Here is a 26,149-nt window from a genome sequence, read left to right as displayed (position 1 = left end):
CGGTCCGGCCCGATCGCGTGCCGCAGTCGATTCGGCGGTACGGTTTGACGCGTGAACAGCAGTCGTACCCGCGTGGCCGTGATCTTCGGTGGCCGGAGCAATGAGCATTCAGTGTCCTGTGTTTCCGCCGGAAGCGTCCTGAGCAACCTCGACCCCGATCGGTACGACGTCGTACCGATCGGCATCACCGTCGACGGTTCCTGGGTGCTCGGTTCGAGCGACCCCAGTTCCCTCGCGATCAGCGGGCGCGCGCTGCCGTCGGTCGACAAAGACGGAACGTCGGTGGTCCTCAGCGCGGACCCCACCCGCGAGGGCGAGGTAATCTCCTTCGACGGCTCCGACGCCGGTGCTGTGCTCGCGTCGGTCGACGTCGTGTTCCCCGTTCTTCATGGGGCTTACGGCGAAGACGGCACGATTCAGGGTCTGCTCGAACTTGCCGGGGTTCCGTACGTCGGACCCGGAGTTCTGGCCAGCGCCGCCGGCATGGACAAAGAGTTCACGAAGAAGCTTCTTGCTGCTGAAGGACTTCCCGTCGGAGTGCAGGTCGTGCTTCGACCGGGAACCGCAACGCTGACCGAAGAGCAGAAGGCGGAATTGGGCCTTCCGGTTTTCGTCAAGCCCGCTCGTGGAGGCTCGTCCATCGGCATCACTCGGGTGAGCAATTGGGACGGTCTGGACGGGGCGATCGCTCATGCACGCCTGCACGATCCCAAGGTGATCGTCGAAGGCGCGATCATCGGCCGCGAGGTGGAATGCGGCGTCCTCGAATTCCCGAACGGCGACGTCAAGGCGAGTGTGGTCGCCGAGATCCGGATGCCGGATTCCGACGCCGATTCGGACGCGTTCTACGACTTCGACACCAAGTACCTCGACGACGTCTGTGAATTCGACATCCCCGCGAAACTCGACGAGTCGGTGAGCGACCAGATCAGGGAGCTTGCTGTCCGCGCGTTCAAGGCACTCGATTGCCAGGGACTCTCGCGGGTCGATTTCTTCGTCACGGCTGACGGCCCGGTGATCAACGAGATCAACACGATGCCCGGGTTCACTTCCATCTCGATGTACCCGAAGATGTGGAACGCCACCGGAATCGATTACCGCACTTTGATTTCGACTCTGGTCGACACCGCCGTCGCTCGCGGCACCGGCCTTCGCTGATCAGGGAACCGCGACCGGCGCCGGGTCGAGAGGCTTCTGTTCGAGAGTCGCCGTGATGGTGTCGGAGATTTCCTGAATCGGCGTCGGACCGGTCCCGTCGGGGATCGTGATACCGATGTATTCACCGCGGTCTACGGCAAACCAAGTGCTCGCCGCCAAACCGATGTCGGTTCCCGAGACCTGGAACCACTGGACACCGTTCACGACCTGTAGTGCTGCAGCCTGGTCGAACTCGGACGGACGGTCGAGTCCGCAGCGCAAGACGATCGGCTCTCCTTCGCTGCGCTGCCACGCTGCCGCACCGGCCGGAGCAGGTTCTACCAATTCGGCTTTCGTGAAGTCGTCGATCTTGTCGGGGAGCGCGCCGAGAAGGGAAACGCAGGCCGGCGACTCCGCTGCCGGTGCCGGCACGGGTCCCAATGCAACCGGCGAGAGTTCAGGGTTGTTTCCCGCGACGACGGCCGCGATCACTACTCCGACGATCAGGGCTACCGGGAGTGCGATGGCGGTGGCGATCAGCGCCGGACTGCGGCGCTCTGACGGATCGTCGTCGCCGTCGGGGTCGATGTCGGCGTTGTCTGCGGTGGAGGTGTTTTCTGCCATGCTCAGTTCTTCGCTCGGGTCCTGGTCCAGTCGATCAGCGGTCTTGTCACTTCTGAGAGCATGTCGGTGAATCGGTAGGATTGCCGACACACGCGTGAGCTTGCAGAAGCATTCACGACCACAGCTAGAAGGTACCGCAGGCCGCTTACGAGCGAATTGCGTCGGCATTGGAGAGACTCATCGCATCATCGGAGTTCACTGCATCATCGGAGTTCGCTGCGTCATCGGAGTTCGGGTCGGAGCCCACTGTCGAGCAGGTGGGGGAGTTCGACGTGATCGCGCGATCTCTTCTCGGCCGAATCCAACCGGTCACCACTGAATTGGGGCCGGGTGACGATGCCGCCATCGTGACTTCCGGAGACGGCCGTGTGGTCGTCTCGTCCGACATGTTGGTCGAAGGTCGACATTTCCGAATGGATTGGTCTTCACCACGCGACATCGGCCGGAAGGCAGTGGCACAGAACGCTGCTGATGTGGTCTCGATGGGAGCGCGGCCGACGGCCTTCACGGTGTCTCTGGGGTGCCCGCCTTCGACACCCGTCGACGTGGTCGACGCAATCTCCGCGGGAATCTGGGACGCGGCAACCGATCTGGGTGCCGGTGTGGTCGGCGGTGACCTGGTCCAGTCACCGGTGATCGTGGTGTCGGTGACCGTGCTCGGCGATCTCGGTGGCCGTGCGGCAGTTCTGCGTTCGGGAGCAAAGATCGGTGACAAGATCGCGGTCGCCGGGTTGTTCGGTTGCTCGGCAGCAGGGTTGGCACTACTGCTCGACGAAGCCGTACTGCTCGACAAGCCCGCAAACTTTCCAGATTTGCTTGCCTCCCATCGCGTTCCGAATCCGCCGTATCAATCGGCATGGGACGCCGCAGAATCAGCACATTCCATGACGGACGTGTCCGACGGATTGATCGCGGACCTCCGACATCTCGCAGAGGCCTCGCACGTGCGGTTCGACATCTTCTCGGCTGCGGTTCCGACCTCACCGGATGTCGCATCGGCGGCCGAGGCACTCGACGTCGATCCGCTGGACTGGATCCTCTCCGGTGGTGAAGATCACGGATTTGCAGCAACTTTCGGGCCTGAGGTCGAGATTCCGTCGGGTTGGATCGTGATCGGTGAGGTTGCCGCCGGTTCGGGCGTGAGCGTCGACGGTTCGCTTCGCGAGAGCGACGGGGGCTGGCACAGCTTTTCGACCACCGGTACCACCGCGGTATAGGTTGCTTTCATGGCTGTATACGCACTTGGAGACAGAGTTCCGGACATTCATCCGGACGCATACGTCCACCCGGACGCGGTGGTGATCGGCGCCGTGACTCTCGCAGCGGGTACCTCGATCTGGCCGCAAGCGGTATTGCGTGGTGACTACGGAACCATTTCGGTGGGAATCGGATCGAACATCCAGGACGGAACCGTCATCCATTGCACCGCCATCGATGCGACTGTCATCGGTTCCGGTTGCGTCGTGGGCCACAACGCGCACATCGAGGGATCGACCATCGAGGACCATTGCCTGATCGCGTCGGGGTCAGTTGTTCTCAACGGAACGGTGATCGGGACGGGGTCGATCATCGCCGCGGGTGCGGTGGTGGCCAACAAGATGCAGGTTCCCCCGCGCAGCATGGCACTCGGTGTGCCCGCCAAGGTCCGTGCGGGATACGAAGTTCCGCTCGGCCACCTCGACGGAAACGTCAAGATGTACGCAGCCAATGCGGCGTACTACCGCGACGCGTTGCGCAGGCTCGACTGATGGCGCCGCTTGCAGAGATCGTCGATCCAGGGTGGGCGCGGGCACTCGAACCGGTCTCGGAGCAGATCTCCGCGATGGGTAAGTTCTTGCGCGAAGAGATCGCTGCGGGACGGGAGTACCTGCCGGCGGGGGAGAACGTCTTGCGTGCGTTCACGAACCCTTTCGAGGACGTTCGAGTGCTCATCGTCGGTCAGGACCCTTATCCGACGCCCGGTCACGCTGTCGGGTTGAGCTTTTCGGTTGCACCGGACGTGCGGCCGGTTCCGCGAAGTCTCGGCAACATCTACAAGGAGTATCACCAGGATCTCGGGTTGCCGATACCGCCGAACGGCGATCTGACACCGTGGTCGAAACAAGGTGTGCTGCTTCTCAATCGCGTTCTCACCGTGCAGCCGGGTCAAGCCGCTTCTCATCGTAAGAAGGGCTGGGAGCCGGTGACCGAGCAGGCTATCCGCGCTCTGGTCGCGCGGTCGTCGCCGATGGTGGCGATCTTGTGGGGTCGTGACGCGGCCACTCTCGCGCCGATGCTCGGCGACACACCGATCATCGAATCCGCGCACCCGTCACCGCTTTCGGCCTCGCGTGGCTTCTTCGGTTCGCGCCCCTTCAGTCGTGCGAACGAACTCTTGACCGGACTCGGAGCCGATCCGGTCGACTGGAATCTGGGCTGATCGAACGGTGTCTGCACGAACCGGCCTGCCGAACGTCGAGTCGCGACGTTCGGCACGGCAGTTCGACTAGGCCTGCTTTGCGGAAGTGAAATCGGGCCGACGCTTGTCGACGAACGCGTCGACGCCCTCGCGTCCGATCGGGCTGTTCGCTGCGATGGCGATGGACGCGGCTTCGGCGTCGAGTTGCTCGGCGAGCGAGTTCGTCCGGGACGAACGCAGCAGTGCTTTGATTCCCGAGTACGACGTACTCGGTCCGTTGGCCAGAGCGCGGGCGAGGCGAGCTGCCTCTTCCTGGACCTCGTCGTCGCCGACGAGTCGGGTGAGGATCCCCAGGCGGACGGCTTCGTCGCCACCGATCACCGAATCGTTGAGAAGAATCTCGCGAGCGCGTGCCACGCCGACGATGCGTGGAAGCGTCCACGACATTCCGCCGTCCGGGGTGAAACCGATGGAGGGGTACGCGGGGCGAAGCTTGGTGCCGGTGCCGCCGATTGCGACGTCGGCGAGGCAGACCAGGCTCATTCCGGCGCCGGCAGCCCATCCGTGGACCCCGGCCACCACTGGAGCGGTCGCAGCGTCGAGCGCGCGAACGAACACGTGGAAGACGCGGGCAACCTCGGCGACGTACTCGCCGCGGTCAGGAGCTGCGGCGAACGCACGGACGTTGCCGCCGGCACAGAAGTTTGCGCCTTCGCCGACCAGAAGGATGCTCCCGATGTCGTTTCCGACTGTCTCGAGCGCCTGCGCGCCCTGAACCAGTCCTTCGTCGTCGAGGGAGGTGCCGTTGGCGGCGGTGGAAATGGTGATGCGGAGTACGCCCTCGTCGAGGGTCACTTTGCTCAGGTCATCGATGGAAGTCACTCAACGCACATTACGGGTGTCCGACAGCCATACGAAACACGGGGACACATAGATACAGCCACATAGATACAGCTCTGCCCCCGTCACCGAAGTGACGGGGGCAGAGCCTGCAATAGTTTGTGCTCGGGCAATCAGCCCCGAGCGACCTTGCCTGCCTTCAGGCAGGAGGTGCACACGTTGACCTTACGGGTGTTACCCGGGGCAACCTCGGTACGAACAGACTGAATGTTCGGGTTCCAGCGACGATTGGTACGCCGGTGCGAGTGCGAGACCGACTTACCGAAGCCGGGCCCCTTGGCGCATACGTCGCAGACGGCAGCCATAGTCGCGAACTCCTTGTTAGAAATGAATATTGAAGTGGTTACCCTACACGGTAGGGCAGCCAGAATTACAATCCGAATATACTCGACTTCGAACCGATCCTTGACCGCTCACTGTGCAGCCGAACGTGAAAACAGTCAATCAGCAACAAACAAAGTGCAGCATTATTTCGTGTAGCCCGTTCGAGGCAACCGTGTAAGAGTAACCGCTTCCGGCCCGAATGGCCAAACCGCCCGGTAATGACGGTTGCGCAGAAGCGTCGGACTACCCTCGACTGCACCGATCACCGATCTCTTTTTCATCGTCAGTCTTTCCATCGTCGAGGGGAACCGTCAGTGGGGGAAGTGCAACGCGTCGCCGAAGAAGCGGAATCCGTCGCGGACGGACGTCTGCTGCGGCGCTGGGCCCGCCGGGCGGTCGACAGCCTCCAGAAACGTCGCGGTGAGATCAACAGCCTCAACGTCTTTCCCATCCCTGATTCGGATACCGGCACCAATCTGCTGTTCACGATGCGGGCTGCACTCGATTCCGCCGAGACGATCGAGGACGACGTCCGCAGTGCGGGCCGCGTCGCCAACGCTCTGGCTCGGGGCGCCGTGTCCGGTGCTCGCGGTAATTCCGGAGTGATCCTCTCCCAGGTGATCCGGGGCATCGCCGAGAGCGTTCAAGGTGAGCACATCGACGGCCGTAGCTTCGCGAACTCGCTGACCACGGCGACGACGCTGGCCTCTCGGGCTGTCTCCGATCTGGTGGAAGGCACCATCGTCACGGTATTGCGCGCATCGGGAGAAGCAGCGCAGGAGTGCGTCGACACCAGGACACCGAGCGGCGAGGATCTTGCATCCGTGGTTGCCGCCGCTGCCGACGCCGCTGCGGTCGCACTGAACAAGACGCCGGAGCAACTGGACGTTCTCGCGTCCGCCGGGGTGGTCGATGCCGGGGGATTCGGTCTGGTTCTGATCCTCGACGCTTTTGTCGAGGTGCTGACCGGGAAGCCGCAGGTTCGCGAAGATCTGGGGACGCCGGACCCGAGGTCGAGCGCAGTTGTCGACGTCAGCGCATTCGATCACGATTGGGCTCACAAGAGCCCGATCGAATGTGGTGATCACTCGGAACAGGATTTCGAGGTCATGTACCTCGTCGACGACTCCGACGACGATCGCATGACGGCGCTGCGCACGCGGCTGTCCGTCCTCGGAGATTCGACGGTCATCGTCAGCGACGGTTTCGGCGGCTGGTCGGTGCACGTGCATTGCTGCGATGCCGGTGCAGCCGTGGAAGCCGGCCTCGAGGCCGGGAAGGTGCACGGTATTCGCATCAGCAGTTTTCTCGTCGACGAACGCGACCAGTTGGTGGCACGGGCGGAGAGGCGATTCCCCGGGGCCGGCGCGCGCGGCGTACTGGCCGTCGTTGCCGGTGACAGCGCGGCGGCGTTGTTCGAGAGTGAGGGTGCGACGGTTCTTCGGTGCGACGATGCGCCGGTGACACGCGCACAACTGCTCGGCCGCATTCGTCAGATGGAACGCAGCGAAGTTCTGGTGCTTCCGAACGGAGCTTTGACCGCGCAGGAACTCGTCGCAGTCAGTGCCGCTGCACGCGATCCGCTTCACCAGGTTCTGCTGCTGTCGACGTCGTCGATGGTCCAGGGCTTGGCAGCACTTGCCGTTCACGACCCTCAGCGCAACGTCGCCGACGACGGCTTCACGATGTCCGAGGCGGCGGCCGCCACGCGCTGGGGATCGTTGCGGATCGCGGTCGAGCGTTCGCTGACCTACGTCGGGACATGTGATCCGGGTGACGCGATCGGTCTGATGGGGCACGAGGTGGTGCTCATCGGTCCCGACGTCGCGGAGTCGAGTGCGCGACTGGTCGACCTCGCGCTCGGATCCGGCGGCGAACTCGTGACCCTACTCATGGGCGCCGACGCGCCGGACGACCTGGCCGGGCAGCTCGAGGCGCACGTCGTCGCGCACCACCCGGGCGTCGACGTGCTCGTCTATCAGGGTGATCAGCCGGGTGACCTGTTCCAGTTGGGTGTGGAGTGATCGAACCTGGTCTGTCGGTGACTGCTGATATACGAACACATGTGCTTACCGCGACACTGTGCTGGAGGAACTGATGGCGACGCTCGCCGACCCACTCGATCGGCTGCTGGGAAAGAAGACCGCGGACGCGCTCGACGAGGCATTCGAGATCCGCACCGTCGAGGACCTGCTGCGTCACTACCCACACCGGTACGCGTCGGCAGGCAAGGAACTCGCCGAGAAGGAGCCGCCCGAGGGTGAGCACATCACCATCATCGCGCGGGTGGCGTCGGCCGCCGTCGTGAAGATGAAGAACCGTCCGGGGCAGATGTTGCGAGTATCGCTGGCGACTGATTCGCAGACCGTCGACGTCACGTTCTTCAACCCGCAGAAGGTGCGGCACGTCATCAAGCCCGGCGTTCGGGCGATGTTCTCCGGGACGGTGAAGTACTTCCGCGGCAAGTGGTCTCTCACTCATCCGAGCTACCTGATTCTCCCGGAACCTCGTGTCGGCGAAGAGGATTCGGTAGTTCCGCTTGCATCCATCAAGGGAGCCGGTGACCTTGCGGGCCTGGCTCGCGCAAATCAGGATCCCGGCGCCGAACTCGATCTGTCCGTCTTCGACCGCGCGTTGATCCCGCTGTACCCGGCGACCCGCGAGGTCGAGAGCTGGACCATCATGCGGTGCGTGCGGCAAGTGCTCGACCAACTCGATCCGATCGAGGAGCCGTTGCCCGCCGAGACTCGGGCCGAGCACGGATTCATCGGTTTGGACGAGGCGCTGCGCACCGTTCACCTGCCAGATACCAAGGAAGACATCGAACGAGCACAGGATCGTCTGCGTTTCGACGAGGCGCTGTCTCTGCAGTTGGTCCTCGCGATGCGTCGTCACGACAATTCCGAGCGTGTGGCTCCGGCCTGCGCTCCGGTCGCCGGCGGGATCGCGGACCAGTTCGAGGAGATGCTCCCGTTCACTCTGACGGAGGGACAGCAAGCAGTCGCGGAGGAGATCTCCACCGACCTTGCCCGCCCACACCCGATGAGCCGCCTTCTTCAGGGCGAGGTCGGGTCAGGCAAGACGATCGTGGCTCTGCGCGCGATGCTGCAGGTCGTCGATGCGGGTTATCAGTGCGCGTTGCTCGCACCCACCGAGGTCCTGGCAAATCAGCACGCGCGATCACTGCGCAAGATGATGGGCTCGCTGGCTGCAGGTGGTGAACTCGGTTCTGCCGAACATTCCACCCGTATCGCCCTTCTTACCGGCTCACTGCCTGTCGCTGCGAAGCGCGCAGCGCTGCTCGAAGCCGTGACCGGCGACGCCGGGATCGTCATCGGTACCCATGCGCTCATTCAGGACAACGTCGAGTTCTTCAACCTCGGCATGGTTGTCGTCGACGAGCAACACCGCTTCGGCGTCGAGCAACGTGATCAGTTGCGATCACGTGCCCGTGAAGGACTGAGTCCGCATCTGCTGGTGATGACGGCAACGCCGATTCCGCGAACCATCGCCATGACCGTGCTCGGCGACCTCGAGGTCTCGACCCTGCGAGAGCTTCCACGTGGGCGAACCCCTATCAAGAGCAGTGTCGTGCCCGCGAAGCAGAAGCCGCAGTGGGTCGATCGCGCATGGGAACGAATCCGTGAGGACGTCGCCGACGGCCGTCAGGCGTATGTCGTGTGCTCGCGGATCGGTGACGGCGAGCAGGGTGCAGGCGAAGATCAGTTCACCGAGGAGAAGCAGCCCGAGACCAAGTCGGCGGTCGACGTCTTCGAAGAGCTGTCGAGTGGTCCGCTGGCCGATCTGCGAGTCGGGTTGCTGCACGGTCGACTGCCTTCCGACGAAAAGGACGTGGTGATGAGCGCGTTCAACGTCGGTGACATCGACGTCCTCGTCTGTACGACCGTTGTCGAAGTCGGTGTCGACGTTCCGAACGCGACGGTGATGGTGATCGTCGACGCCGAGCGGTTCGGCGTCAGTCAGCTCCATCAGTTGCGTGGCCGCGTCGGTCGAGGGAAACACCAGGGACTGTGCATCCTCGTCACCGGAAGCAATCCCGGGGGGCCGGCGTACGAGCGGCTCTCGGCGGTGGCAGCGACCAACGACGGGTTCGAACTGGCTCAACTCGACCTCGCGACCAGACGTGAAGGAGACATCCTCGGTGCGGCGCAGTCGGGCACAACCTCGAATCTGCGGCTGCTTTCCCTCATGGCCCATGGAGACATCCTCGAGTCCGCCAGGGAGTTCGCTCAGGGAATCGTCGACTCCGATCCGTCGCTCGACGGTCATCCCGCCCTCGCTTCCATGGTGACCGCTGCCCTGGACTCCGACCGGATCGAGTACCTCGAGAAGTCGTGAAGGGTATGACGACAAGCTGAAATCGAATAGCACGAGGACCGCCGGGTTGGTTTCTCGATTCAGTCCGAAATATGAGACTCCGCATGTAGACGCAAGATGAAATCGGGGTAGTTTTCTCGAATGTTCTCCAAAGTGCTCGTCGCGAACCGCGGCGAAATTGCGATCCGTGCCTTCCGCGCCGCCTACGAACTAGGTGCCGGAACCGTCGCGGTGTTCCCGTACGAGGATCGGAATTCGATCCACCGTCTCAAGGCAGACGAGAGCTACCAGATCGGGGAGAAGGGTCACCCCGTTCGCGCGTATCTCTCGGTCGAGGAAATCGTCGCCGCCGCCAAGAGCGCCGGAGCCGACGCCATCTACCCCGGTTACGGCTTCCTCTCCGAGAACCCGGACTTGTCGGCGGCGTGTGCCGAGGCAGGCATCAAGTTCGTCGGCCCGTCCGCCGAGATCCTCGAGTTGACCGGAAACAAGGCTCGGGCCATCGCAGCGGCAAAGGCCGCCGGTCTCCCGGTGCTCGCGTCTTCGGAGCCGTCAGCGGACATCGACGAGTTGCTCGCAGCCGCCGAGGACATGACCTTCCCGCTCTTCGTCAAGGCTGTCGCAGGCGGCGGTGGGCGCGGAATGCGCCGCGTTGCGGAGCGCTCACAGCTCAAGGAATCGATCGAAGCCGCAGCACGCGAAGCGGAATCGGCCTTCGGCGATTCGACGGTCTTCCTCGAGCAGGCCGTCATCGACCCCCGGCACATCGAAGTGCAGATCCTCGCCGACGAGCAGGGCAACGTCATCCACCTCTTCGAGCGTGACTGCTCGCTGCAACGTCGCCACCAGAAGGTGATCGAGCTCGCTCCGGCGCCCAATCTCTCGGAAGAATTGCGCGCCAAGATCTGTGCCGACGCCGTCGCCTTCGCGAAGGAGATCGGATACACGTGCGCGGGCACCGTCGAGTTCCTTCTCGACAAGCGCGGCAACCACGTCTTCATCGAGATGAACCCGCGAATTCAGGTCGAGCACACCGTCACCGAAGAAGTGACGGACGTGGACCTGGTCCAGTCGCAGCTCAAGATCGCGTCCGGTTCGACGCTTGCAGAACTTGGTCTGTCACAAGAGACGATCAAGCTTCGCGGCGCGGCGCTGCAGTGCCGCATCACGACCGAGGATCCGGCAAACGGATTCCGCCCGGACACCGGCCGTATCACCGCGTACCGCACCCCGGGCGGAGCCGGTATCCGCTTGGACGGTGGCGCCACACTCGGCGCCGAGGTCGGAGCGTACTTCGATTCCATGCTGGTCAAACTCACTTGTCGCGGTCGCGACCTAGAAGCCGCTGTGGCGCGAGCTCGCCGCGCGGTCACCGAGTTCCGCATTCGTGGTGTCTCGACCAACATTCCGTTCCTGCAGGCGGTTCTCGACGACCCGGACTTCCGGGCCGGACGCGTGACGACCTCCTTCATCGAGGAACGTCCTCAGTTGTTGACTCTGCGTTCTTCGGCAGACCGCGGCACGAAGATCCTGACCTACCTCGCGGATGTGACTGTCAACAAGCCGCACGGGGAGCGTCCCTCGGCGGTGTACCCGCAGGACAAGCTGCCCAAGATCGATCTTTCGACACCCCCTCCTGCCGGTAGCCGTCAGCGCCTGCTCGAACTCGGACCCGAAGGTTTCGCGAAGGCACTGCGTGAGCAGAAGGCCGTCGGCGTCACCGACACCACCTTCCGTGACGCGCACCAGTCGTTGTTGGCCACGCGAGTTCGAACCAGCGGACTGCTCGGAGTTGCCGGGCACGTTGCGCGGTTGACGCCGGAACTGCTCTCGATCGAAGCCTGGGGCGGCGCGACCTACGATGTGGGACTTCGCTTCCTGCACGAGGATCCGTGGTACCGGCTTGCCGCATTGCGCGAGGCGATTCCCAACATCTGCCTCCAGATGCTTCTTCGCGGTCGAAACACGGTGGGCTACACGCCGTATCCCGAAAAGGTCACGCGCGCATTCGTTCAGGAAGCCACCGACACCGGCATCGACATCTTCCGAATCTTCGACGCGCTCAACAACGTCGACCAGATGCGCCCTGCCATCGACGCGGTGCGTGAGACCGGAACGGCCCTCGCCGAGGTGGCGTTGAGCTACACCGGCGATCTGTCGGATCCGAACGAAACGCTGTACACGCTCGACTACTACCTGAAGTTGGCAGAAGAGATCGTCGATGCGGGCGCTCACGTGCTCGCGATCAAGGACATGGCGGGCCTGCTGCGCGCTCCGGCGGCCACCAAGCTCGTGACGGCGCTACGCAGCAACTTCGATCTTCCGGTTCACGTCCACACGCATGACACCCCCGGTGGACAGTTGGCCACGTATTTCGCCGCGTGGCAGGCGGGCGCCGACGCAGTCGACGGTGCTTCGGCGGCACTGGCCGGAACCACCAGTCAGCCTGCGCTCTCGGCCATCGTTGCCGCCGCTGCGCACTCCGAGTTCGACACCGGACTGAACCTGCAGAACGTGTGCGACCTCGAACCGTACTGGGAGGCGCTGCGAAAGGTGTACGCGCCGTTCGAATCCGGACTGCCGGCGCCGACGGGACGTGTGTACACGCACGAGATTCCGGGCGGCCAGCTCTCCAATCTCCGGACCCAGGCCGTTGCTCTCGGTCTCGGCGACCGGTTCGAAGAGGTCGAAGCCAAGTACGCCGACGCGGACCGCATGCTCGGGCATCTCGTGAAGGTGACGCCGTCGTCGAAGGTCGTCGGCGACCTCGCCCTCCACCTTGTCGGCGCCGGCGTGCCTTCGGAGGAGTTTGCCGCAGATCCGGCGAAGTTCGACATTCCCGACTCCGTGGTGGGCTTCCTGCGCGGTGAACTCGGTACGCCTCCCGGTGGTTGGCCGGAACCGTTCCGCAGCAAGGCACTCGAAGGACGTGGCCAGGCCAAGCCCGAAGCGACGTTGTCCGCTGAGGACGAGGTGCTGCTCGAGGGCTCGTCGAAGGACCGTCAGGCGACGCTGAATCGTCTGCTGTTCCCCGGCCCGACAAAGGAATTTCTCGAACACCGCGAGAAGTACGGTGACACGTCGCGGCTTTCGGCGAACCAGTTCTTCTACGGTTTGCGGCGCGGCGACGAACACCGCGTCGAGTTGGCTCCCGGCGTTGAGCTGATCATCGGTCTCGAAGCGATCTCCGAGCCCGACGAGCGCGGCTACCGCACTGTCATGTGCATCCTGAACGGTCAATTGCGCCCGGTCTCGATCCGCGATCGCTCCATTGCCAGTGACGTACCGGTGGCGGAGAAGGCCGACAAGAACAACCCGGGCCACGTGGCGGCACCGTTCGCGGGCGTCGTGACGCTCGCGGTGAAGGAAGGCCAGAAGATCGAGGCCGGCGACACCGTGGCCACGATCGAAGCAATGAAGATGGAAGCGGCGATCACCTCGCCGCGCGCCGGCGTCGTCTCTCGGATCGCGATCAGCGCCGTCCAACAGGTCGAGGGCGGAGACCTGCTGGTAGTCGTCTCGACGGGGGAGAGCGCCGCAGAGTGACACGCATCATCTCGGGACTCGCGGGCGGTCGACGCCTGCGAGTCCCGCCGAGCGGCACCCGTCCGACGTCGGATCGGGTTCGTGAGGCGCTGTTCAGTGCTCTCGAAGCGCGCATCGATCTCGAAGGGTGCGCGGTTCTCGACCTCTTTGCGGGTTCGGGTGCTCTCGGCCTCGAGGCGCTCTCGCGGGGAGCCGAGCACGTTGTTCTCGTGGAATCGGATGCCAAGGCTGCTGCCGTCATCAAGGCGAACATCGGCACTGTCGCGTTGCCTGGGGCGACGGTTCGCGCCGCTCCGGTTGCGGCCGTGGTCTCGGGTCCGAGCGCGCGTGAATACGACATCGTGATCGCGGACCCACCGTATGCGGTGACCGACGAGGCCGTCGTGTCCATGCTCACCGATCTGCAGGCCAACAAATGGGTGGGGGAGGGCACGATCGTGGTACTCGAACGATCGTCGCGCTCGCCGGAGACCGTGTGGCCTCAGGGCTACGAGCCGATCAAGGCCAAGAACTACGGTGAAGCCCGCATCGAGCTGGCCACCTGCTACGGTCTGGACTCATGACTGGCGCCGTCTGCCCCGGATCCTTCGACCCTGTGACCAACGGTCACCTCGACGTAATCGGAAGAGTTGCTGCGCAATTCGACGAGGTCGTGGTCACCGTGCTGATCAACAAGAGCAAGCGTGGCATGTTCACGATCGACGAGCGGATCGAGATGCTCGAAGACGCGACGAGTCACCTGCCCAACGTTCGCGTCACGTCGTGGCACGGATTGTTGGTCGACTACGCGAAACAAGAAGGCCTCAGCGCGATCGTCAAGGGTCTGCGCGGCGCGAACGACTTCGATTACGAGCTGCAGATGGCTCAGATGAATCAGAAGCTCACGGGCGTCGACACACTGTTCGTCGCCACGAATCCGACGTACAGCTACCTGTCGAGTTCTCTGGTGAAGGAAGTCGCGACTTTCGGCGGCGACGTCTCCGACATGTTGCCGGCCAAAGTGCATTCTCGGCTACTCGCACGTATCGCCGAGCGAGCAGCCGAAAACAGCTGATCCCCGACACACCGACCACGACGACACCCCGTTGGCCGTTCTTCCGGCAAACTTGGACAGGAACGGGCACAGGTCCGAGTGGACCGGTGACGATGTGGGCCGATTTCGGCCGGTAGAGATTGGGGTTGCTTGTGTACCGCGTATTCGAGGCACTGGACGAACTGGTCGCAATTGTCGAAGAGGCGCGCGGTGTTCCCATGACCGCAGGGTGTGTTGTGCCTCGCGGTGACGTACTCGAGCTACTCGACGACGTCCGGGACGCAATTCCGAGCGAGCTGGACGACGCTCAGGACGTCCTCGATCATCGCGACAAATTGGTCGGTGACGCGCGAGCAAACGCCGAGAAGACGGTCAGCAGCGCCAATGCCGAGGCAACCTCGACTGTGGAGAACGCACGCGACGACGCCGACCGGATTCTGTCCGATGCCAAGGCTCAGGCCGATCGCATGGTTGCCGAAGCGCGTGCGCACGCCGATCAGTTGGTCGAGGACGCCGAAGCAGAAGCGGAACGGACCGTCACCGACGGCCGTCGTGAGTACGAGGCCGTCACCGGACGGGCGCGTGCCGAGGCCGATCGGATGATCGAGTCCGGCCAGGCCTCGTACGAACATTCGGTGGCGGAGGGAACGGCCGAGCAGGCTCGTCTGGTGTCGCAGACCGAGGTTGTCCAGTCAGCTCACGCGGAATCCGCGCGAGTGATCGACGCCGCTCATGCCGAGTCCGACAGGATGCGTTCGGAGTGTGACCTGTACGTGGACACCAAGTTGGCCGAGTTCGAAGAGTTCCTCACCGGAACGGTTCGATCGGTCGGGCGTGGTCGTCAACAGCTTCGAACGGGTTCGGGGGTTCCCGACTACCAGGACGACGATCGTCGTTCCGAGCGGCGCCGATAGAGCAGACAAGTCAGTCGAGGGTGGGTCGTCCGATATGGGGCGGCCCACTTTTTCGTGGATCGAATTGGGATTTGCCTTGTAGCTGCCGTATTGTGGAGTGGTTGCCCATACCAGTTTCAACAGTTAGGTGAGTTCTCTTTGTCAACGCATCGTCGTAGTTCGTCGCATCAGTCAAGTGATGCGGGATTTTTGCTGGACACGGTCAAGCTCGGTCGTCGTCCAGGGTCGATGCGTACCGTCGAGAGAACAATTCAGTCCCCGAACCGTATCGGTCTCGATCTGATCGCGATCGAAGCGGGCGCGGACATAGATCTCGATCTTCGTCTCGAAGCAGTGTCCGAAGGCGTTCTCGTCACCGGAAACGTGCACGCACCCACCAAGGGTGAATGCTCGCGGTGCCTTGAACCTTTCACCGACACCGTGGACATCTATCTCACGGAGTTGTTCGCTTACCCGGACAGCACCACCGAGGAGACGACGGAAGAGGGAGAGGTCTACGCGGTCGAAGACGACGAAATCGACCTCGAACCGGTCATCGTCGATGCAGTCGGGCTGGCGCTTCCGCTCCAGCCTCTGTGCAGTGACGATTGCCTGGGATTGTGCTCAGAATGTGGCATTCGCCTGGCGATTGCGGAATCTGGGCATGGGCATGACATACTTGATCCTCGCTGGGCTGGTCTCGCGGCCAAATTTGGCGTGGAATCAAACACCAGCGAAAATCTTGTGATCACCGAAGCCGAGGAGAAGTAGAAGTGGCTGTCCCCAAGCGCAAAATGTCGCGATCCAACACGCGGTCGCGTCGTAGCCAGTGGAAGACCACTGTGCCCACCCTCGTTACCTGCCCCAACCGTGGCTGTGGCGAGCAGACCCTTCCCCACATCGCATGCCCGTCATGCGGTACTTACAAGGGCCGCCAGGTAACCGCTGCTGTCTAGTTCTCCCCGGAGAAAGACTATGACGAGCGAAAATACAGTTTCAGCCGCCGGCGGCGAGGGCAATCACGACAAGCTCCTCGCCGCTGTCGGCGTAGATATAGAGCCCGGTCTTCTGACCCTGGCTCTCACGCACCGCTCGTACGCGTACGAGAACGGCGGACTGCCCACGAATGAGCGCCTCGAGTTCCTCGGGGATTCCGTTCTCGGCGTCACGGTGACCGAAAAGCTCTACCTGTCCCACCCGGACAAATCCGAAGGTGATCTGGCGAAGATCCGTGCCAGCGTGGTCAACATGCATGCACTCGCCGAGGTTGCCAGGACTCTGGGTGAAGGTGGACTCGGAGCACACCTGCTGCTGGGTAAGGGCGAGGAAATGACGGGCGGCCGTGACAAGCCGTCCATTCTCGCCGACGGTATGGAGTCGATTCTCGGCGCCATCCACCTGCAGCACGGCATCGAGACTGCGCGACGCGTCGTCCTCGATCTGTTCGACGATCTACTCACTCGCGCACCGCTTCTGGGCGCGGGTCTGGATTGGAAGACGAGTCTGCAGGAACTGACCGCAGAACACGGTGCCGGAGTTCCCGTTTACGAGATCACCGCCACCGGACCCGATCACGACAAGGAATTCACGGCCACCGTTCTCATCAGTGGCAAACCCTTGGGTGTCGGTGTCGGTCGTTCCAAGAAGGAAGCCGAGCAGAAGGCAGCAAGTTCGGCATGGAAGACGATGTCGGAGAATGCCGCTGCTACCGCAGTCGCTGCTGACGACACGCCTGATCTTGCCGGCTGAGTTCACTCTTGCCTGAGCTTCCCGAAGTCGAAGTCGTTCGCCGCGGCCTACAGTCCCATGCTGTAGGTGCGGCGATCGAGGCCGTCGAGGTACTCCATCCCCGCGCGATCAGGCGCCACATTCTCGGTTCCGAGGACTTGATCGGCCAACTCACCGGGCAGACCATCGCTTCGGCAGAGCGTCGCGGCAAGTACCTGTGGCTGGTTCTCGAGCCTGCCGGTGTCGGACTGGTGGTTCATCTCGGGATGAGCGGACAGATGCTGGTCCAACCCCCGACAGTCGACTGGGAAAAGCACCTACGCATTCGGTTGGCCCTCGATTCCGGGGCCGATCTTCGATTCGTCGATCAGCGGACCTTCGGTGGCTGGTCGATTTCACCCCTCGTCGAGGTCGACGGAACGATGCTGCCCGAGTCGGTGGCGCACATCGCTCGCGATCCCATGGATGCGGCGTTCGATCTCGAATCCGTCGTGAAAGTCCTGCGGGGCAAGCACACCGAGATCAAGCGCGCGATTCTCGACCAGACGGTGGTCTCCGGAATCGGAAACATCTACGCCGACGAATCATTGTGGCGCGCCAAGATTCACGGCAACCGTATCGCCGAAACGCTTACCAGGCCCAAACTTCGAGAACTGTTGACCGCGGCACACTCGGTGATGGGTGAAGCGCTCGATCAGGGCGGTACGTCCTTCGACGCGCTGTACGTGAACGTCAACGGGGAATCGGGCTACTTCGACCGGTCGCTGTCGGCGTACGGGCAGGAAAATCTCCCGTGTCCGCGATGCGGCGCGCCGATCAAGCGTGAGAAGTTCATGAATCGATCGTCGTTCAGTTGCCCGCGGTGCCAGCCGACCCCGAGGGCACGGCGAATCGCCTAGGTCTCCCGCTCCTTCGGTACGGCGGAGTGGCAAGATTGCGTCATGGCTGAACAGACTCCCGACACCACTGCAACCGCCCCGGCTCACACGGAGCTTTGGGTCGAACGAACCGGAACCCGCCTCTACACCGGCAAGAGTTCGCGCGGCGCAGAGGTTCTCATCGGCTCCGAATCGGTGCCAGGAGTCTTCACGCCCGGCGAACTCCTCAAAATTGCACTGGCCGCATGCACGGGGATGAGCTCCGACTTCCCGATCTCGCGCCGGCTCGGTGACAACTACGACGCGACGGTCCGAGTGTCCGGAGCCGCCGATCGTGAAAACGAAGTCTACCCGCAGCTCGACGAGGTCCTCGAGCTCGATCTCAGCGAGTTGGATGCCGAGGCACAGCAGCGCCTCATCACTCTCGTCGAGCGTTCCGTGGACAAGGTATGCACGGTCGGGCGCACCCTCAAGGCCGGAACCAAGGTCACTCTGTCGTTCGACACGGAAGCCTGATGTTCCGCGCCGGCAGCGTTGTCGCTGCGATCGCACTGGGTTCCGTTGTGGCGCTGAGTGCTCCGGCACAGGCCTCGGTCCCGGCCGACGGCTCGGCCGGTAGTTGCGGCACATGGACGTCGAGCGTCGTGACGACTGGTGCCGGACTGCTCGAGAACCTCGAATTCGACGGCAACGGATCGATGGTGTTGTCGCAGTCGGCTCTGATCGGGCCGGGTGCACTGCTGAAAGTGGCGCCGGACGGAACACGGACAACTTTGGTCGGTGACGTCACCGGACCTGGCGGTCTGGTCGCGCGTGAGGGATCCGTGTACTTCACCACGGGCAACTCGACTGTCTCGGGACTGTTCGGAATCGCCGACGGCAGCCTCCGCAAGGTCGACGTCGCAGACGGGTCGGTGACAACGATCGCCGACGGTCTGGTGATGCCGAACGGGCTTGTGCAGCTGGACGATAACCGTTTCCTCACTGCCCGCACACTCACCAGGCCGGGGCTCACGGTCGTCAACAGTGACGGAAGCAGTTCGATCGTTCGTGAAGACCTCGGCACCGTCGACGGCCTCGCACGCTCCGGTTCGACGATCTACGTGAGCACGACCTTCGACATGGTCACCGCCGTCCACATCCTCGACGCAAACGATCTGGGCGGGCCGGTGCGAACGATCACGCTCCCCGGGTTCGGTCCGGCAAACATGGCGGACGATCTGACCGTCGGACCGGACGGCGCGTTGTACGTCGCATTCAATGCAGGCGGCAAAGTTGTTCGCGTCGATCCTGATTCGGGATCTTCGTGTGAGATCGCCTCGGGTCTGCCGTTCACATCTGCGGTCAAGTTCGGCGCCGGACCGGGCTGGGATCCCAACGCGCTCTACACCACCGGATTCCTGGGTGACGTTCACCGTCTCGAACGTGTGGCGGGCTGAGCGTCATGGCTGAAGCAGCGCCCGTGCGGTTGACGGCGTGGGTTCACGGATACGTTCAAGGCGTCGGGTTCCGGTGGTGGACCAGGGCCCGCGCTCTCGAACTCGGATTGATCGGATATGCGTCCAATCAGCGTGACGGTCGAGTGCTCGTCGTGGCGGAAGGCCAACGCACGCAGCTCGAGCGATTGGTGGAGATGCTGCGCTCCGGCACTACCCCGGGCACGGTGGATCTCGTGGTCGACAGCTGGGACACCGCCAGGGGCGACCTGACAGGGTTCGTCGAACGCTGACCGGTTTGGCGGTAAAGTTTCCCCCCATGCACCTCAAGAGTCTGACACTCAAGGGATTCAAATCCTTTGCGTCGGCAACGACTCTTCGGTTCGAGCCGGGAATTACCTGTGTGGTCGGCCCGAACGGCTCGGGTAAATCCAACGTCGTCGATGCGTTGACCTGGGTGATGGGCGAGCAGGGCGCCAAGGCCCTGCGCGGCGGCAAGATGGAAGATGTCATCTTTGCCGGCACCTCCGGCCGCGCGCCGCTGGGCCGCGCCGAGGTGACCTTGACCATCGACAACGCCGACGGGGCGCTCCCGATCGAGTACTCCGAGGTGTCGATCACGCGCCGGATGTTCCGCGACGGTGCGGGGGAGTACGAGATCAACGGCTCGTCCTGCCGTCTGATGGACGTCCAGGAACTGCTCAGCGACTCCGGCATCGGCCGCGAAATGCATGTCATCGTCGGGCAGGGACGGCTCGCCGCGATCCTCGAATCCCGTCCCGAAGATCGACGCGCCTTCATCGAAGAAGCCGCGGGAGTCCTCAAACATCGCCGCCGCAAGGAAAAAGCGGTGCGCAAACTCGATTCCATGCAGGCCAATCTCGCTCGCCTCAGTGACCTCACCGCGGAACTGCGTCGGCAACTCAAACCGCTGGGACGCCAAGCCGAGGTCGCTCGGCGAGCACAGACGGTCCAGGCTGACCTGCGTGATGCAAAGATGCGTCTGGCCGCTGACGATCTGGTGACCCGTCGAAACCAGTTGAACGACCAGGCGCAGGACGAGAAAGCGGCCCGTGAACAGCACAACCAGGTGGCGGCTGCGCTCGACGAGGCCAACCTCGAACTCGGGCGCCAGGAGCAAGCTCTCGCTCGTCTGACTCCGGGATCGGAAGCGGCTGCGCAGAGTTGGTTCCAGCTTTCCGCGCTTGCCGAACGCGTCAACGCCACCGTGCGCATCGCCCGCGAGCGTGCGCGTCATCTCGACTCCGAACCCGTCGGCAACCGCGGCCAGGACCCGGACGAGATGGAGGCGCGCGCCGAACGTCTTGCTGCCGAGGAGGCCGAACTCCTCGAAGGCGTCGAAATCGCGCGAGCGGCGTCGGAAGCTGCTCGGGACCAGCTCGCAGCCACCGAAGATGCTGCAGCAGAAGCGGAACGGGCGCACATGGCAGAAGTTCGTGCCGTCGCCGACCGCCGTGAAGGTCTTGCTCGACTCTCCGGTCAGGTCGACACTCTGCGTACCCGCGTCGAATCCGTCGACGCGGAAGTGTCTCGGCTGACCGAGGCGATCGACGAGGCTCGTCTGCGTGGCGATGCCGCACAGGCCGAGTTCGACACGGTGCAAGAAAGCATCGGGGACCTCGACGCCGGTGAAGTCGGCCTCGATACCAATCACGAACGCGCCATCGAGGCTCTCGAGATGATCGACGCGCGCGTCGAAGAGCTTCGTGAGGAAGAAAAAACGAGCGGGCAACGCATCGCTTCGCTCCGGGCGCGCATCGAGGCACTGTCGATGGGTTTGCAGCGCAAGGACGGTGGCGGCTGGCTGCTCGAACACCGCGGCGACGACGGCATCACCTCGCTGGTCGGATTGATTCACGTCGAACCCGGCTACGAAGCTGCGATCGCTGCCGCGATGGGGCCGGCGGCGGACGCCGTCGTGGCGCAGTCGCTGGACTCGGCTCGCTCCGCTGTCACAGCACTGGCCGATCAGGACGGTGGACGTGCATCACTGATCGTGAGCGGTGAACCGGCGATCAAGCGCGAGGCCGAGATCGTGCCGGGTAGTCGTCCGGCCGTCGACGTCATCGACTGCCCTGACGAGTTGCGTGCCGGATTGACCGCCATCCTCGATGGCGTCGTCCTGGTCGAGACTCTCGATGACGCGATTCGAGTTGTTGCTGACCGCAAGGGAATTCGTGCAGTGACGCGTTCCGGCGATCTGCACGGTTCGGGGTGGATGATCGGTGGCTCGGATCGGCAACCGAGCACGCTCGAGGTGCAGGCGGCGATCGACGCGTCAGCAGCGGAACTGGCGGCAACGGAGAGCCGATCCGAGGAACTCGACGCGGCGCTGTCCGGCGCTCTGGCCGAACAGGCCGCTCGACGCGAGACCGCGGAGCAAACTTTGGCAGCGCTCAACGAGTCGGACGCCGCCATGTCCGCCATCTACGAGCAGTTGGGCAGATTGGGGCAGGCAGCACGAGTCGCCCACGCGGAATCCGAGCGTTTGACCGCCCAGCGAGTGCGTGCCGAGGAGGGCCGCGGGGAGTCGCTGACAAAGCTCGCGGATCTGGAGGAACGTCTGCGCGTCGCCGAAACCGACGGCAGTGCGCCGGGACACGGCGCGGAATCGACCGCTGCCGATCGTGAAATGGCCGCAGCAGCGCTCGCCGAAGTGCGCATCGTCGAAATGGATGCTCGCCTTGCCGTACGAACCGCCGAAGAACGTGCGGAATCCGTTCGCGGAAAGGCTGATTCGCTTCGCCGTGCCGCGGCCGCCGAACGAGAAGCGCGGATCCGCGCCGAACGGGCTCTGCGCGCCAGGGCGCACGCTGCGGAGGTCGCAGCTGCCGTCGCCGAATCGGGACAGCGCGTGGCGGTCGAACTCGAGACCGTCGTCGCCGCGGCTCTTGCCCACCGTGACGAGTTGGCTCGGGCCCGCGCCGAGTGCACGGCCAAGCTGGATCAGGTCCGCGAGACAGTCCGAGCACTGACCGGACAACTCGCTTCGCTCACCGACGCCGTCCATCGCGACGAGGTAGCGAAGGCGCAGGCAGCGCTGCGCATCGAACAACTCGAGGAGTCGATCCTCGATCAGTACGGTATCGGCCTCGACGATCTGATCGCCGAGTACGGGCCCGAGGTCGAACTGCCGCCGACCGCTCTCGAAATCGAGGAGTACGAGCAGGCCAAGGAGCGTGGGGAGCAGGTCACCGCCCCCGCTCCGCTTCCGTACGACCGCGCGACTCAGGAACGGCGCGCCAAGCGGGCCGAGAAGGACCTCGCCACCCTCGGCAAGGTCAATCCGCTGGCGCTCGAAGAATTCGCAGCTCTCGAGGAGCGGTACACCTTCCTCTCCACTCAGCTCGAGGACGTCAAGACCGCACGCAAGGACCTTCTTGCTGTGGTCGCAGACGTCGACGCACGAATACTGCAGGTGTTCACCGAGGCCTATGCCGACGTCGAGCGTGAGTTCGTGGGAGTGTTCGAGAAATTGTTCCCCGGGGGAGAAGGGCGGCTGGTCCTCACCGATCCCTCGGACATGCTCACCACCGGCATCGAAGTCGAGGCGCGTCCGCCCGGTAAGAAGGTCAAGCGGTTGTCGTTGCTGTCGGGCGGCGAGAAGTCGTTGACCGCGGTGGCCATGCTGGTCGCGATCTTCCGGGCACGCCCGTCCCCGTTCTACGTGATGGACGAAGTCGAGGCGGCGTTGGACGACACCAACCTGCGGCGGCTGATCGGACTCTTCGAACAATTGCGGGAGAAGTCGCAGTTGATCGTGATCACTCACCAGAAACCGACGATGGAAATCGCCGATGCGTTGTACGGCGTCAGCATGCGCGGCGACGGCATCACCACCGTGATTTCGCAGCGACTTCGCGGTCAAGACATGGCCTCGGCGTAAGCCCTGCTCACTTTCCGGGTCGGAGCCTGAAACAATGGGCCGGTGACTACCCAGGCTTGGATCATCATCGCGGCTGTAGCGGCCGTACTACTCGTCGTTCTCGTTGCCGGATTCCTGCGCTACCGCAAGGGGCAGGTATCGCTGAAGGCACCCGAGACGAAGCCGGAGCTCGGCGCCCCCGAGAAGGACAAGTCAGGCGGCTACAAGGCCGGTGGCGGGTTCAACTTCAGTCAGGGGTCGACGGCAACGGCGCCACCTCCGGTGGTTCCGACACCTCCGGTCGCCGAGAAGCCGCCCGTCGTCGAAGAACCTGTCGTCGAAAAGCCGATCGTCGAAGAACCTGTTGCGGAGAAGCCGGCCGTTGTCGAGGAGCCGGTTGTCGAAGAACCCGCTGTTGTCGAGGAACCGGTTGTCGAAGAGCCGGTAATCGAAAAGCCGGTCGTAGAAGAACCAGCGGTAGCAGAACCTGTTGTCGAAGAACCTGTCGTTCCCGAACCTGTTGTCGTTCCCGAACCCGTCGAGCCTGCACCGCGCGTGCTGGACGAGATCGACCCGACCGAGGGTCGGCTGGACCGATTGCGCGGGCGCCTTTCCCGCTCGCAGTCAGCAGTCGGCAAGAGCTTGCTGGGTCTGCTCGGTGGCGGCGATCTGGACGAGGATTCGTGGGAAGAAGTCGAGGACACCCTCCTCATCGCAGACCTCGGCTCCGCGACCACGGAAAAGGTCGTCACGAAGCTTCGTGAGCAGATGGCGGCCCGCAGCGTCCGGACCGAGGCTGCCGCCCGCGCCCTTCTGCGCGAGGTGTTGATCGCCGAACTGCGTCCCGAACTGGACCGCTCCATCCGCGCGTTGCCGCATGATGATCACCCGGCTGTTCTGCTCGTCGTCGGCGTCAACGGGACCGGCAAGACAACGACCACCGGCAAGTTGGCTCGCGTGCTCGTCGCCGACGGTCGTCGCGTCGTGCTCGGTGCCGCGGACACGTTCCGCGCGGCCGCCGCCGATCAGCTCCAGACGTGGGCCGAGCGTGTCGGCGCTGAAGTTGTTCGTGGCAAGGAGGGTGGCGATCCCGCTGCGATTGCCTTCGACGCGGTCTCACGGGGCATCGCGGACGGCGTCGACGTGGTCCTGATCGACACCGCCGGCCGTCTGCACACCAAGACCGGTCTGATGGACGAGCTCGGCAAGGTCAAGCGGGTTATCGAGAAGAAGGCCTCGGTCGACGACGTTCTGCTGGTTCTCGATGCGACGGTCGGCCAGAACGGATTGGCGCAGGCTCGAGTGTTCGCGGAGGTCGTGGACATCACCGGCGTCGTACTGACCAAGCTGGACGGAACCGCCAAGGGCGGAATCGTCTTCCAGGTTCAGCATGAACTGGGTGTGCCGGTGAAGTTGGTCGGTCTCGGTGAAGGTGCCGACGACCTGGCGCCCTTCGAGCCGGGTGCGTTCGTCGACGCCCTCCTGGGCTGACGCCCCCGTGCGCCTTTTTGGTAGCGCGAACTACCGAAAAGGCGCACAGGGTTGGTAGAACCCCCTGGCGAAACCTGTTTGCAACAAAGTTGGGCAATTGGTTCACGTCTGCGAAACGCGACAGCGCCATGGACGAAACACCAGCCCAGCACTCTTCTCCTTAACGACGTGCTGCCCGGCACGTGCGACTAGGAGGTAGTAAGTGAGTACCGACGATTTGTTGGCGAACTCCGGTAACGCCGCATGGATGCTGATGGCTGCATCTCTGGTCTTGCTGATGACACCCGGCCTCGCTTTCTTCTACGGCGGGATGTCTCGGTCCAAGTCCGTCCTGAACATGATGATGATGTCCTTCGGGGCCATGGCCGTCATCGGCGTCATCTACGTTCTGTGGGGATGGTCGATGTCCTACGGCACCGAGAACATCGGGGGCATTTTTGCCAACCCGTTCGAGTTCTTCGGCCTCAAGAACAGCATCACCGATGCTGACGGCAACTTCATCGCCGGCGCCTGGGGCTACCCCAACGTCATCGACATCGCGTTCCAGGTGACATTCGCGATCATCACCACCGCCCTCATCAGTGGTGCCCTGGCCGAGCGGGTCAAGTTCGGCACCTGGCTCCTGTTCTCGGGTATCTGGGTCACCGTCGTCTACTTCCCGCTCGCACACATGGTGTGGGGCGGCGGACTCCTCTCGGGTTCCGAGGACGGCATCGCGGCAAAGCTCTTCGGCACCACGGTCAACGACGACGGAGTCACCGTCGCCAACGTCGCTCCGATCGACTTCGCCGGTGGCACAGTCGTTCACATCAACGCGGGTATGGCCGGTCTGGTCCTCGCACTCATCGTCGGCAAGCGTCTCGGCTTCGGCAAGACCGCCTTCCGTCCGCACAACCTGCCCTTCGTGATGCTCGGCGCCGCACTCCTCTGGTTCGGTTGGTTCGGCTTCAACGCCGGCTCGGCATTCGCCGCCGACGGTAACGCCGGTCTCGCCTGGGTCAACACGACCACCGCGACGTGCGCCGCAGTCCTGGCCTGGCTCGCTACCGAGCGTATTCGTGACGGCCACGCCACCAGCCTCGGCGCAGCTTCCGGTGCGGTCGCCGGTCTGGTCGCCATCACCCCTGCTGCCGGTGCGCTCAACCCGGTCGGTTCCATCTTCCTCGGCGCAGTAGCCGGCATCCTGTCCGCTCTCGCAGTCGGCCTGAAGTTCCGCTTCGGCTTCGACGACTCGCTCGACGTCGTCGGTGTTCACCTTGTCTCCGGCCTGTGGGGCACGATCGGTATCGGATTCTTCGGCACCGCAACCGGCCTCTTCTACGGCGGCGACTACAAGCAACTGGTGGTTCAGATCGTGATCGCACTCGCAGCACTCGTCTTCACCGGCGTTCTGACAACGATCATCGGCTTCGCACTCAAGCCCCTGGGCTGGCGAATCTCGGCCGAGGACGAGGCACGCGGCATCGATGAGACCGAACACGCAGAGACCGCATACGACCTCGCGTGATCAGCACGTGATTAAAGTGAATTCAGGCAC

At 63.6% G+C, this 26,149-nt stretch carries 23 protein-coding genes; 20 read left to right on the top strand and 3 right to left on the bottom strand.

The genetic code is table 11. The features are described 5' to 3' along the window. Nucleotides 1–51: 51 nt before the first annotated feature. Nucleotides 52–1,158: a D-alanine--D-alanine ligase family protein gene (locus QRN54_RS22550; RefSeq protein WP_042450837.1), complete on the top strand. Its 1,107-nt coding sequence runs from the start codon at nucleotides 52–54 to the stop codon at nucleotides 1,156–1,158. Here QRN54_RS22550 and QRN54_RS22545 read toward each other — a convergent pair whose 3' ends face one another. After that, nucleotides 1,159–1,851 (bottom strand): DUF3515 domain-containing protein, encoded by a 693-nt coding sequence (locus QRN54_RS22545; RefSeq protein ID WP_003942765.1) that lies wholly within the window; start codon nucleotides 1,849–1,851, stop codon nucleotides 1,159–1,161. It lies immediately after the preceding gene. Between the two features lie 77 nt (nucleotides 1,852–1,928). On the opposite strand from QRN54_RS22545, the gene QRN54_RS22540 reads away from it, so the two are divergent. From QRN54_RS22540 to QRN54_RS22530, 3 genes are read left to right on the top strand one after another with little or no spacing between them, the layout of a single operon-like run. Next, nucleotides 1,929–2,978 (top strand): thiamine-phosphate kinase, encoded by a 1,050-nt coding sequence (locus tag QRN54_RS22540; protein ID WP_192712519.1) that lies wholly within the window; start codon nucleotides 1,929–1,931, stop codon nucleotides 2,976–2,978. A gap of 9 nt (nucleotides 2,979–2,987) precedes the next feature. Next, nucleotides 2,988–3,509, top strand: coding sequence for a gamma carbonic anhydrase family protein (locus QRN54_RS22535; protein ID WP_285183098.1), 522 nt, complete (start codon nucleotides 2,988–2,990; stop codon nucleotides 3,507–3,509). Further along, complete coding sequence (locus QRN54_RS22530; protein ID WP_007729326.1) at nucleotides 3,509–4,180, top strand: uracil-DNA glycosylase; 672 nt, start codon at nucleotides 3,509–3,511, stop codon at nucleotides 4,178–4,180. Before QRN54_RS22535 ends, QRN54_RS22530 begins: the two co-directional genes overlap by 1 nt. Nucleotides 4,181–4,246: 66 nt before the next feature. Here QRN54_RS22530 and QRN54_RS22525 read toward each other — a convergent pair whose 3' ends face one another. Next, nucleotides 4,247–5,041 (bottom strand): enoyl-CoA hydratase-related protein, encoded by a 795-nt coding sequence (locus QRN54_RS22525; RefSeq protein WP_003942812.1) that lies wholly within the window; start codon nucleotides 5,039–5,041, stop codon nucleotides 4,247–4,249. Nucleotides 5,042–5,172: 131 nt separating this feature from the next. Then, complete coding sequence (rpmB, locus tag QRN54_RS22520) at nucleotides 5,173–5,364, bottom strand: 50S ribosomal protein L28 (RefSeq protein ID WP_003942669.1); 192 nt, start codon at nucleotides 5,362–5,364, stop codon at nucleotides 5,173–5,175. A gap of 333 nt (nucleotides 5,365–5,697) precedes the next feature. Between rpmB and QRN54_RS22515 the strand changes: the two genes are divergently transcribed. From QRN54_RS22515 to QRN54_RS22440, 16 genes are all read left to right on the top strand, one after another. Continuing rightward, nucleotides 5,698–7,407, top strand: coding sequence for a DAK2 domain-containing protein (locus QRN54_RS22515; RefSeq protein ID WP_064444393.1), 1,710 nt, complete (start codon nucleotides 5,698–5,700; stop codon nucleotides 7,405–7,407). A gap of 73 nt (nucleotides 7,408–7,480) precedes the next feature. After that, entirely contained in the window at nucleotides 7,481–9,742 is a 2,262-nt protein-coding gene (gene recG / locus QRN54_RS22510; RefSeq protein ID WP_003942757.1) for an ATP-dependent DNA helicase RecG, read from the top strand. A gap of 120 nt (nucleotides 9,743–9,862) precedes the next feature. Then, nucleotides 9,863–13,267 (top strand): pyruvate carboxylase, encoded by a 3,405-nt coding sequence (locus QRN54_RS22505; protein ID WP_003942675.1) that lies wholly within the window; start codon nucleotides 9,863–9,865, stop codon nucleotides 13,265–13,267. Next, entirely contained in the window at nucleotides 13,264–13,830 is a 567-nt protein-coding gene (rsmD, locus tag QRN54_RS22500; RefSeq protein ID WP_030535425.1) for a 16S rRNA (guanine(966)-N(2))-methyltransferase RsmD, read from the top strand. The genes QRN54_RS22505 and rsmD overlap by 4 nt, the downstream gene beginning before the upstream one ends. Further along, nucleotides 13,827–14,321 carry a pantetheine-phosphate adenylyltransferase gene (gene coaD / locus QRN54_RS22495; RefSeq protein ID WP_003942776.1) on the top strand — a complete coding sequence of 165 codons (495 nt, stop codon included), beginning with the start codon at nucleotides 13,827–13,829 and terminating at the stop codon, nucleotides 14,319–14,321. Before rsmD ends, coaD begins: the two co-directional genes overlap by 4 nt. 131 nt (nucleotides 14,322–14,452) lie before the next feature. Then, complete coding sequence (locus QRN54_RS22490) at nucleotides 14,453–15,214, top strand: DivIVA domain-containing protein (RefSeq protein ID WP_003942696.1); 762 nt, start codon at nucleotides 14,453–14,455, stop codon at nucleotides 15,212–15,214. 189 nt (nucleotides 15,215–15,403) lie between these two features. Then, the gene (locus QRN54_RS22485) at nucleotides 15,404–15,964 is read left to right on the top strand and encodes a YceD family protein (RefSeq protein WP_007729319.1); all 561 of its coding nucleotides are present in this window, start codon (nucleotides 15,404–15,406) and stop codon (nucleotides 15,962–15,964) included. Nucleotides 15,965–15,966: 2 nt separating this feature from the next. Next, nucleotides 15,967–16,149 (top strand): 50S ribosomal protein L32, encoded by a 183-nt coding sequence (gene rpmF / locus QRN54_RS22480; RefSeq protein WP_007729318.1) that lies wholly within the window; start codon nucleotides 15,967–15,969, stop codon nucleotides 16,147–16,149. A 19-nt stretch (nucleotides 16,150–16,168) separates the two neighbouring features. Next, nucleotides 16,169–16,942, top strand: a complete 774-nt coding sequence (gene rnc / locus QRN54_RS22475; protein ID WP_285183096.1) for a ribonuclease III — start codon at nucleotides 16,169–16,171, stop codon at nucleotides 16,940–16,942. 8 nt (nucleotides 16,943–16,950) lie between these two features. Further along, entirely contained in the window at nucleotides 16,951–17,820 is an 870-nt protein-coding gene (gene mutM / locus QRN54_RS22470; protein WP_003942752.1) for a bifunctional DNA-formamidopyrimidine glycosylase/DNA-(apurinic or apyrimidinic site) lyase, read from the top strand. A 42-nt stretch (nucleotides 17,821–17,862) separates the two neighbouring features. Beyond that, a complete protein-coding gene (locus QRN54_RS22465) occupies nucleotides 17,863–18,315 on the top strand; it encodes an OsmC family protein (protein ID WP_003942740.1) in 453 nt (150 codons plus the stop codon). After that, nucleotides 18,315–19,238 (top strand): SMP-30/gluconolactonase/LRE family protein, encoded by a 924-nt coding sequence (locus QRN54_RS22460; RefSeq protein WP_219466843.1) that lies wholly within the window; start codon nucleotides 18,315–18,317, stop codon nucleotides 19,236–19,238. Before QRN54_RS22465 ends, QRN54_RS22460 begins: the two co-directional genes overlap by 1 nt. A 5-nt stretch (nucleotides 19,239–19,243) precedes the next feature. After that, nucleotides 19,244–19,528 (top strand): acylphosphatase, encoded by a 285-nt coding sequence (locus QRN54_RS22455; protein WP_054187763.1) that lies wholly within the window; start codon nucleotides 19,244–19,246, stop codon nucleotides 19,526–19,528. 26 nt (nucleotides 19,529–19,554) lie between these two features. After that, on the top strand, nucleotides 19,555–23,142 hold the full coding sequence (gene smc, locus QRN54_RS22450; protein ID WP_058226332.1) for a chromosome segregation protein SMC: 3,588 nt from the start codon (nucleotides 19,555–19,557) through the stop codon (nucleotides 23,140–23,142). A gap of 42 nt (nucleotides 23,143–23,184) precedes the next feature. After that, on the top strand, nucleotides 23,185–24,612 hold the full coding sequence (gene ftsY, locus QRN54_RS22445; protein ID WP_058226331.1) for a signal recognition particle-docking protein FtsY: 1,428 nt from the start codon (nucleotides 23,185–23,187) through the stop codon (nucleotides 24,610–24,612). Nucleotides 24,613–24,859: 247 nt separating this feature from the next. Continuing rightward, nucleotides 24,860–26,119 carry an ammonium transporter gene (locus QRN54_RS22440; RefSeq protein WP_042450902.1) on the top strand — a complete coding sequence of 420 codons (1,260 nt, stop codon included), beginning with the start codon at nucleotides 24,860–24,862 and terminating at the stop codon, nucleotides 26,117–26,119. Nucleotides 26,120–26,149 lie beyond the last annotated feature (30 nt).

It is taken from the genome of Rhodococcus sp. MEB032 (assembly GCF_030208925.1).
Lineage (GTDB): Bacteria > Actinomycetota > Actinomycetes > Mycobacteriales > Mycobacteriaceae > Rhodococcus_F > Rhodococcus_F qingshengii.
The sequence above is the reverse complement of the archived record's forward strand: the minus strand, read 5'-3'. Positions and strand labels throughout refer to the sequence as shown.